Raw genomic sequence first — 8,553 nt, 5'->3', positions numbered from 1 at the left:
GGCCTGGGGCGAGCGGGAGGGCTTCAGGCGCGCCGTGTCCGCGAGCGGAACTCGGTGGCCCAGCGTTGGGCGGTGGCCGTGGCGCGCTCGCGCTCCGACGCGAGCTGATTCGCTGCCGGCTTCCCGGCAGGCGTTGGCGCCCTCGGGCCGGAGGCGGCGTCCGCCCGCGTTGCTCCGTTCGGCCCTGCGGTGCCGGGCAGTTGCCCCTTCTTTCGCACCCACATGCGAGGGGTTGCGTTGACGGCGGGCGGTGGCGTGACAGGCGCGGCGTCGGCCTTGGGCCTGCGCCCGCGCGGGAGAATGACGTCGGGGATGCTGTGGGGCGCGGCGCCCTCCACCCACGCGGCATGCAGGCGGCCCGAGGCCAGCATGAGGCGTCGCTTCTGGTAGTGCGCCCCGCAGTAGCCCTGGCTGCGGTGAGGGTGCTGGCAGCCGATGACGGCGCATGCTCTGGCCGTAGGCGCGGGAGGCGGGAGCGGGGGCTGGCGCTGTGGTTGAGCAAGGGGCGGAGGAGTCCGCGCGTCGTGGCCTGGGCGCTGGCGTGGCACTTCCTGCTGGGGCCCCGGGGCGAGGCGCTTCACCACCTGGGCCAGTCTCGCGACGAGGCTGGCGAGTGGGCGCGCCAGCTCGTCATCGAGGGCGGCGCGGAAGGCCGACTCAAAAGAGGTTGCGAACGTCGGAGCGGACGGGCGGAGCGGCTCCCTCGTGGAAAGGGACGAGCCGTGAGCCTTCGAAACAGGAGTGCGCGGGATTTTGGGCATGTGAGGCTTTGTTCGCATTGCTGTGTATTCGGGGCGAGTGCGCGTTGAGGCGCCGGGTGATGATTACCATTCTCGGGGCACGTGTCGTAGTCGAGCAATGCCTGGGTGGAAAAAGGAGTGCCTGCCTCTGTCAATCATACGGAGCGACCTCGTGGGAATGGTTGCTGGCCAGAGCCACTCCGTGGGCTGGCATGTCGCGTGCTGTGGCGAATGCGGATGACGATGAACGAGCGGCACGCCCTCGCAGTAGAGCTGGGGCGAGTAGAAGTGGCGTTGCAGCGGGCGTACGCGACGATGGACGGGAGTGTCGAATCGCGGACCCGGCTCGCCAGGGCGAAGGAAGAGTACCGACGAGCAGAGGCTGCGGCGCTGCATGCGCTGGGCGCCGAGGACGCCCTGGAGCTTGTGGAGGCGACAGACTCGCCGTGCGCCCACACCCCAGAGCAGGAAGCACTGCGGGCGTGGATTGCTCGCGGTGAGAGAGAGCTTCCCCTCCGCAGTGGCGAGCGCCACGCATGAGGGGCGCACCTCCCTGATGTGCGTGAAACATCAGGTGAAACAGGATGCTTCGGCAGGCGGATGGGCCCGGGCTGCATGTGCATGCCGTGAAAGGCATGCCATGCCAGCCAGTCTCACTTCCGCGTCGCCAAGCCCGTGCGGAGCATCTCGTCCACGAGGGATGCGGCCCTCTCCTCGTCGGTTTCACCTTGCACGCGCAGCGCGACGGACTCGAATCGCTGGGCATTGGCTACCACCCAGTCAATGTACTCACCCAAGGACAAGCGCTCCACTCCGAAGGCGATGTCCTGCATTCCCTTCACGATTTGGACGGCAGTGCCCTGAAGGACACGCTCGTCGCGCATGACGATTACCATGGCTTCCTCTCCTGTAGGTGTCGACGCCAGCAACCGGACTCAATGATGGGGCGGCCGGCCAACCGCCCCTTGGGAAACAGGTATGCCTCGACGCGGCCGGCACCGTCGAGGGCAATGGACGTGCGCTCGTAGAAGCGAGGGTGGCCCTCGAGCCTGTCGAGCGCCGCCAGCATGAGCGCGTCGACTTCGTACACTTCTCCCTCGACGGCGTGTTTTCCCCTGGAGGCGAGGGCAGGGAAGGGCCCGTAGTCGTAGAGACTGAAGCGGGGCTGCGTCCGCGCTGGGCCGACGAGGCGGGCGCCGCGCAGGAGGTGGTGGTTGGGCTCGCCGGACAGCAGCGTTCCGTAGACGAAGACGCGCGTCGAAGTTGAAGCGCGCTTCACGCCGCATCTCCCAGGGCGCCCGCGAGCGCGGCGCGGTTGAAGCCCAGGCGCCCGTAGGCGTGCCAGAGGACGCGGAAGTAGCGGCCAGCGGGGGGCCAGGACTCGAAGTCTGCTTCGGGCTGGAGATACACCAGTGCGCGGCGGCGCAGGCCGGCCCTGTCCGTCACCAGTCGGGTGGCGCGCCGGTACGCGAGGGGGTGCCCCTCGAAGACGTCGAGGGCGCGCAAATCCTCGGGCGTGAGGCGGTACAACAGCCCTTCGACGTGGGTGCCGCGCACGCGCTGGAGGCTGGCGACGGCGCCGCCCCAGCGGCGGCTGTAGCCGCCAAACACCAGGGTGTGGCCGGGAAGGGTGGCGCGGGCTTCGACGGTGGCGCTGGGGCAGCGCGTGCGCATTTGGGCCCTGTCGAGGTTGGAGCCGTAGGCGAAGTAGAGCATGGGGTTTCTCGCGTTGAGGGCGGGCACGCGGCCCGCCGTTGTCTGTGTCGGCCAGGGCCCCGAAGGGCCCTGGCGTGAAGGCCGCTTCAGGCGGCGAGGGCTTCGTGCGCGTTGCCCTGCGCGCCCTCGCCGCCGCCCTGCGCGCCCTCGCTGCCGCCCTGTGCGCCCTCGCTGCCGGGGGTGCCTTCCCCGCCCGAGCCGCGCCTGTCGCGGCGCTGGCCCTTCCAGGCGGCGCTGCCCTCCAGTTTCTTGAGGAGGTGCGTGCGGGCCGTCTTGAACTCCTCGCCGATGAGGCCCAGGTGGAGGAGGAACACCCGGAAGTCGTACTTGGCGGTGGCGGGGTTGAAGTCGCGGCGCTTGCTGGAGGCTGCCTTTGAAGCCAGGGCTCGGGCCGCGAGGGCCAACACCAGTTGGACGTAGGCCTTCACCTCGCCCGCGTGCACCGAGCCGTTGAAGTAGCGGAATTCAATCGTGCCCCGGAAGAAGAGGCTGTTGAGGTTGAGGCCGTGGTAGCGGCTGGCGTCGTAGCGCTGCGGCGCGAGGTTGCGGCGCCCGTACCAAGCCTCATTCACGTCCTGGAGGGTGCGCGGGCGCCGGGCCTCCAGCCGCTGGAGGAAGGCCCCGTCGATGGGCTTGCAGAAGCGGTTCAGCCGCGCGGCGCTCACCCCGAGGGCTGTCTCCAGGAGGCGCTCCTGCTTGTGCACCATCTTCACGAGGTTAGTGACACCCTTGGCATCGAAGCGGCTGCCGTCGACGTGGATGTGAATGCCGGTGGAGGCGTCGGCGCGAGCGCCGGCCTCGCGTGCGGCGCGCACCACCTGCTGTAAGGCTTCCATGTCCTGGTAGGTGAGGATGGGGGAGACGATTTCACCGCTGTACTCCCCTCCGCTCAGCGAGCCGTCCGGCACCACCTTCCAGGTGCGGCCCTGCGAGTCCGTCACCTGCCAGCCCTGGTAGTCGCCGGAAACGCGCCCGCCCACCGCGCCCTGAATCGCGTGGGCCAGCTTCTGGCGGCTGGCGCCAACCGTCTCAATCTCAATTCCAAACCGGAGCGTCTTCATGGAGTTTGCCTCTCGCATTCGCGCGGGGCTGTGGCGCCCGTCGCGAAACACATACACGCTCTTGTGTGTGAATGAAGCAAGTCCACTTCGGTGCCTCGTGAAATGGATTCGGGTGTCTGGAATAGTCGCGAGAATTCGCGAGGTTCCGTGCGGGCTCTCGGAGGGTCGAGCGCAATGCCGGGCCGCATGCGCGGGCGCCGGTAGGCGAAATTCCAGTGTGTGTGATTGTTCCGAGGGGGGGTCAGGAACCCGCGCGGTGTTGCTGCGCGGATTCCCTCTGTCCCTTCCGTTCAGTCCAGCAGGGTGTTGAGGAGCGCCATGCCTCGCATGGCCTCGGCCTCGTCGCCTTCGGCCAGCTCCAGGTAGATGCGGCCGTGGTTCGGCTCCGAGCGGCGCTCGGACTGCACAATCCACCGCTCGCTGTTGGGGGTGTTCAGCTCCAGGCTGGCGGCGAAGGTGTGGAGCAGCGCGCTCACCTGCCTGTGGGTGGCGCCGGGCCGAAGGAAGATGTCCAGTTGCGGCTGGGCCGTGCCGTACCGGCTCTTGCCGAGGGTCAGCGTCAATACGGTGTTGCTGAAATCAACAGCCTTGACCGGGACGATGAAGGTAGGGATGGCCGTGGCGCTCATAGTCGATATTCCTGCGGAGTCGCGCGGTGCTTTATTGCCCGTCGCGAAAGGCATACACGCTCTGGGTGGCGGGCGTATCAAGTCCTCTCTGCTGTCTTTGGTGTGTATGTGCTGTCGGGACGTTGGCGTTCGGGCCGGGACGCTGTTCCCGATGGAGCGCGTGGCTGGCGGTGAGGCAGGGCAGGCGCGCTCGGGCCCTATTTCGGCCTGCTCGCTTGGCTTGCCGGACGTGGCTGTCGCAGCCCGGCAAGGCCCTCGAATGGCGAGGGGCTGCGGCTAGGGCGCCTCCTTGGTTGTCGGGGCGGGCTTCGCGTCCTCCTGCGCGGCTCGAATCTTCATGAGCCTTTCGATGATGTCGGCCTTCTTGGTTTCCCCCAAGTGGGGGAAGCTGTTTCCGCTGTCGATGACGTAGCGGCGCAGTTTCTTGACGGTCATCGCTTCCAATTCGCTGCGTGTCTTCATGTTGTTCCCGTGGGGACTGCGTTGAAGGAGGGGCCGGTCGAAGGTCTCGGGCGGTGTTCCACTTCACGGCGATGTTGGCGCCCGCCTCGCGTGTGGACGGCGGGGCGGAGCGCGTCCGGGTTGGGGGCCTCTCGGCCTATTCGTTGTCCTGCTGGGGCGAGTGGGTGCGGGCCTCACTCCTCCTCTTTCGGGGCGAAGCGCGCGGCGGCTTCGGTGGCGCCCATGGCCGTGAGTTCTCGGTGGACCGCGCGCTTGAAGAAACGAGTCCGGCTCGGGATGCCCGCGTCGCGCCAGGCCTTGTCCAGGACCGCCAAGTCCTCCGCGTCGAAGGAGAGGGGGATGACGCGCTTGCCGTCCTCGCCCACCTTCACCTCGCGCTCGGGACGGGGGCCCACCGGCACGCGCCCGGCCTCCGCCTCCCGAATTTTCCACTTGAGGTAGGGGGTGTCGTTGCTGCCCGTCGGGCGCCCGACGACCTCACGGTACTTCGCCTGCAACGCCTCCAGCGACATGTCGGCGAAGCGCCCGCGCTTACCGGACGGCTGCGTGCTCTCGGGCGTGGGGGCAGCCCGGGCAGCAGGCGCCGGAGGAGCGCTGGGGGCGGTGGCTGTCGCGCGGCGGGAGGGGCTGCGCTGCTTCTTCGCGGCGAGAGACTCCTCGATGCGGCGGATGAGGAACTTCTTGTTCGGGCTGCGCGTCTCCTCGCCCACCACTTCGCGGTAGCGGGCGCGCAGCTCCGTCAGGTTCATGGACTCCAGCTTCTTCTTCGGGGCGGTGGTGCGGGACATGGTGCTGTTTTCCTTTCCGGGCCGTGGGTACACGTCTGCCGTTCACGAGGGCGGCCCGGTGGCCCTCATGCGCTGGTGCCCCGCTGGGCGGGGCGTGGGTGGTGAGAGGAGGTGCTACTTGCTGCGGGCGCTGTTGGCGGCGCTCAGGCCGGCCTGATAGGCCGCTTCGAGGGCCTCCTTCAGGCCCCACACCGCCACGTCGTGGAAGTCGAGGCTGTCGCTGTTGCGTGTCTTCAGGGTTTCGATGTTGAGCGATTGGCGTGCAATGCGCTCAAGGACTTCTTCGGGCGCCCGGGTGGGCTTCGCGGCGGTGGCGGGGCGGGGCTTGCGGGGTGTCATTGTTTCGTCTTTTCGTGCGCTTTCGGAGGCGCGCGTGAGACATACGCGCTCTGTTTTGCGCGTATGGCAAGTCATTGTTCGTTGGGCTTGCTCAGGTGCGCGAAGCACTCCAAATCGATGGCGCGCGGGTCGACATGCACGAAGGAGGTGGTTCCGTCCGGGCGAATGGGAGCCGCGTCGATGCAGTCCTCGGCCGTTACACCCCCGAGGCGCGCCAGCTTTTCGTTGTCATTCACGTAGTAGTCGTCCGCGTCCGGGTTGGCGTCGGAGCGGAGGCTGCCGCGCAACACCGCGAAGATGCGGACCCTCTGCCCCCGGAGGCCGGGGATTTCGTTGCCGAGGTAGGTGGTGTCAGTGCCGATAAACATGCGTGTCTCCCTGGTGCGCAGTGGGTAGCGCGTGAAGACATACACGCTCTGTCTTGGGGGCATAGCAAGTCGAGGAACGAGGGATTCGCGACGCCCCGGGGCATCGCGGCGCGAGGGACTGTTTTGCCGACAGTGTATGTCTATTGACTGGACTCTTCAGGGGCGCGGGGCTGCTCGTCGGCGGGCACCGCGATTCGGAGGCCCTGGGGGAGCCAGCGCTCGCGAGCCTCCTGAGAAAGGGGCCGCATCAGCACCTTGCCGGCGCTGCCCCCCTTGGGCTTGAGCACCGTGTGCAGGCGCCCGCGCTGGACCAGCTCGGCATGGAGGTGGCCGACGAGGAGCCGGTGCAGGTGCCCGAAGCTGCCTGGGACGGGGTGCCCCGGCTCGCGCTCGGCTGCGGGTGAGGAACTCGGTGGATCGGCAGGCGGGGCAGGGGGGCAGTTGGACGAGGCTGTCATCCGCGTCCCCTCGCCGGGCGACGCCCACCTCCTGAGGGTCGAGGGCAAGGCGGTTGTCTCTGCCGCACCTGATGCCGCGCTGCAGGACTTCAGTCGAGGTGATTTCGTAGAGGGCCGTTCGAGTCCTCACGCGAGAGCGGTGTACGCGCCGAGCCAGTACGTCGCGACGAGGTGGTCGTAATCATGCATGGTGTTGATGATGGGTACCGTTTGAGCCGCCTTCCTTGGTACGCACCACGTGCGTATCGACCTCGTCCTCTGGCCAAGCGTCCGTATGGGGGGCTGGACATACGATGCTCAAGGTCAGCTGCGACGTCTTTAACCATGGCTCTGGAGAGCGCCAGGGGGGTGGTAGGGCCGACACCCCTTTCATCGCCTCCAGGTGGCTCAGGGCGTCCCGGCTGTTGGCGATGCCGAGGGCCGCGCAGACGTCGGCGGCGACGAACCATGGCTCACCCCGCTCGTCCATGGAGACACGGATGCGGTGTGTCTCGAAGTTGAAATGGGCCAGCGGATGCACAGCGACTCCTTTCGGGGAAACGCCGAGGCCGCGCGGGGCCCGACTCAAGAATGCGCAGCGTGGTTAATGACTTGTCTTGTGGGGGCGACAGAGCGCGTATGGCCGCATTCCCTTCACGAAGGAGTCTCCATGTCTGCCTATGCTGCTGTCGCGCGTGCACCCCGCACTCTCACGGAGAAGGAGGTGGCGTTGCTGCTGCGCACCACGGGGTTGCACAAGGAGGGATTCAGGGACCACTGCCTCTACAGCCTCGCGCTGGCATCGGGCCTGCGCGAGCACGAGCTGGTGGCCCTCAACGTCGGCGACATCTTCGACGAGCGCGGACGCGCACGCCGGCACGTACCGCTGCGCGTCTTCAAGGGTTGCCGCCGGCACCCGGGCCCCCAGGAAGTCGTCTTCTCGGACACGGTGCGCGCGAAGCTGGAGAAGTTGTTGCGCCTGAAGCGCTCGCTGGGGCACGACGTGGGCCCCCAGGCTCCGCTCTTCCTGAGCCGCAAGGGCCTGCGCCTGTCCACGCGGCAGGTGCGCCATGGCTTCGCGGTGTGGCAGCAGCGCGCGGGCCTGGAGCGGCACCTCAACTTCCACGCCGTGCGCCACACCGCGTGCACCGGGGTGTACCGGCGGACGAAGGACATTCGCCTCACCCAGCGCTTCGCGCGACAGCGCAGTATCGACTCCACGGTCATCTACACGCACCCCTCGGATGACGAGCTGGTGCGCGTGACGCAGGACCTGCCTTGCTGATGGGGAATGCCGCCTCCGCGCTGAGCGCCCGCGAGAGCCCCTGGCTGGGCTGGGGTGCCGCGCGGAGGCGGTGAGGGGCAGTTGTGCGCGGAGATCGCGCGGGCTGCCCCAGGCACGGCCGGCGAAAGTGAACAGCGCGAGGCGTTCACTTACCGGGTGCAAATGAACAGGCGCGGGGTGTTCACTTTTTCAGAGGTGACTCTCTCGAAAAGGGCCCCAGGTACACGCCCCGGCGGCGCACCCCGCACGAAAGATCGCACCACCCCCCACCCTGGCGTCAGGGGTAGGCGGGGTAGGCGTGCTGGCGTCGTCGGTAGGCATGGTGGCGCCCGGCAGGGGCAGGCAGTGACGGTGACGGGGGAGGAGCTGGGCCGCGAGGGTGCGCGGCAGGCGGCCCCAACCAGCGGAAAGCGGCAATCGGCCTCGGCGCTTCGGCCCTTTATGAGGCCTCGTAAGCGCGCGAAACAGCGTGGGGTCCGTGACGCCGAATGGCCGCCTTTACCTGTTTTCGGCCATCCGGCTCAGCCCTGGTAACGGCACGCGCGCCCAGGTTCTCGTGGGGAGGGGAGCTGGTGCTGCGAGGGCGTCGCGGGGAGTCGTGGGGCTCACGGAGAGCACAAAGCCCTGCGGCCCGAAGCGCTGGAGGACACGCGCGCACGAACGGGGCGCCACGCAGAGGAGGCGTTGGCGCGCGGGGCTGAATCGGGGGCTGTCTCTTATAAACATCT

The 8,553-nt window shown here is 68.1% G+C and carries 13 protein-coding genes; 2 read left to right on the top strand and 11 right to left on the bottom strand.

From position 1 onward, the window contains the following. Window positions 1-977 precede the first annotated feature (977 nt). Window positions 978-1,280 (top strand): hypothetical protein, encoded by a 303-nt coding sequence (locus FJV41_RS46010; protein ID WP_181791413.1) that lies wholly within the window; start codon window positions 978-980, stop codon window positions 1,278-1,280. Between the two features lie 113 nt (window positions 1,281-1,393). Here FJV41_RS46010 and FJV41_RS46005 read toward each other — a convergent pair whose 3' ends face one another. The 11 genes from FJV41_RS46005 to FJV41_RS45955 form a co-directional block, all read right to left on the bottom strand. Further along, the gene (locus FJV41_RS46005; RefSeq protein ID WP_141648984.1) at window positions 1,394-1,624 is read right to left on the bottom strand and encodes a hypothetical protein; all 231 of its coding nucleotides are present in this window, start codon (window positions 1,622-1,624) and stop codon (window positions 1,394-1,396) included. A 5-nt stretch (window positions 1,625-1,629) separates the two neighbouring features. Continuing rightward, complete coding sequence (locus FJV41_RS46000) at window positions 1,630-2,019, bottom strand: gamma-glutamylcyclotransferase family protein (RefSeq protein WP_141648981.1); 390 nt, start codon at window positions 2,017-2,019, stop codon at window positions 1,630-1,632. Then, entirely contained in the window at window positions 2,016-2,456 is a 441-nt protein-coding gene (locus FJV41_RS45995) for a gamma-glutamylcyclotransferase family protein (protein WP_141648980.1), read from the bottom strand. Before FJV41_RS45995 ends, FJV41_RS46000 begins: the two co-directional genes overlap by 4 nt. Window positions 2,457-2,542: 86 nt before the next feature. Further along, window positions 2,543-3,517 (bottom strand): amidoligase family protein, encoded by a 975-nt coding sequence (locus tag FJV41_RS45990; protein ID WP_141648979.1) that lies wholly within the window; start codon window positions 3,515-3,517, stop codon window positions 2,543-2,545. Window positions 3,518-3,807: 290 nt separating this feature from the next. After that, on the bottom strand, window positions 3,808-4,146 hold the full coding sequence (locus FJV41_RS45985; RefSeq protein ID WP_141648978.1) for a hypothetical protein: 339 nt from the start codon (window positions 4,144-4,146) through the stop codon (window positions 3,808-3,810). 276 nt (window positions 4,147-4,422) lie between these two features. Further along, complete coding sequence (locus FJV41_RS45980) at window positions 4,423-4,608, bottom strand: hypothetical protein (RefSeq protein ID WP_141648977.1); 186 nt, start codon at window positions 4,606-4,608, stop codon at window positions 4,423-4,425. Between the two features lie 173 nt (window positions 4,609-4,781). Then, complete coding sequence (locus FJV41_RS45975; protein ID WP_141648976.1) at window positions 4,782-5,396, bottom strand: DUF2924 domain-containing protein; 615 nt, start codon at window positions 5,394-5,396, stop codon at window positions 4,782-4,784. A gap of 114 nt (window positions 5,397-5,510) precedes the next feature. Next, window positions 5,511-5,735: a DUF6900 domain-containing protein gene (locus tag FJV41_RS45970; protein ID WP_141648975.1), complete on the bottom strand. Its 225-nt coding sequence runs from the start codon at window positions 5,733-5,735 to the stop codon at window positions 5,511-5,513. A gap of 71 nt (window positions 5,736-5,806) precedes the next feature. After that, window positions 5,807-6,103 carry a hypothetical protein gene (locus FJV41_RS45965; protein WP_141648974.1) on the bottom strand — a complete coding sequence of 99 codons (297 nt, stop codon included), beginning with the start codon at window positions 6,101-6,103 and terminating at the stop codon, window positions 5,807-5,809. A 140-nt stretch (window positions 6,104-6,243) separates the two neighbouring features. Further along, on the bottom strand, window positions 6,244-6,561 hold the full coding sequence (locus FJV41_RS45960; RefSeq protein ID WP_246137837.1) for a hypothetical protein: 318 nt from the start codon (window positions 6,559-6,561) through the stop codon (window positions 6,244-6,246). Window positions 6,562-6,742: 181 nt separating this feature from the next. Further along, window positions 6,743-7,081: a BRO-N domain-containing protein gene (locus tag FJV41_RS45955; RefSeq protein ID WP_246137836.1), complete on the bottom strand. Its 339-nt coding sequence runs from the start codon at window positions 7,079-7,081 to the stop codon at window positions 6,743-6,745. 129 nt (window positions 7,082-7,210) lie between these two features. Here FJV41_RS45955 and FJV41_RS45950 point away from each other — a divergent pair, with 129 nt between their 5' ends. Continuing rightward, entirely contained in the window at window positions 7,211-7,825 is a 615-nt protein-coding gene (locus tag FJV41_RS45950) for a tyrosine-type recombinase/integrase (RefSeq protein ID WP_141648973.1), read from the top strand. Window positions 7,826-8,553 lie beyond the last annotated feature (728 nt).

Origin of the sequence: Myxococcus llanfairpwllgwyngyllgogerychwyrndrobwllllantysiliogogogochensis (assembly GCF_006636215.1) — a bacterium.
In the GTDB taxonomy this organism is placed as follows: domain Bacteria; phylum Myxococcota; class Myxococcia; order Myxococcales; family Myxococcaceae; genus Myxococcus; species Myxococcus llanfairpwllgwyngyllgogerychwyrndrobwllllantysiliogogogochensis.
Note: the sequence above shows the minus strand (reverse complement) of the source record. Positions and strands in the feature narration are given on the sequence as shown.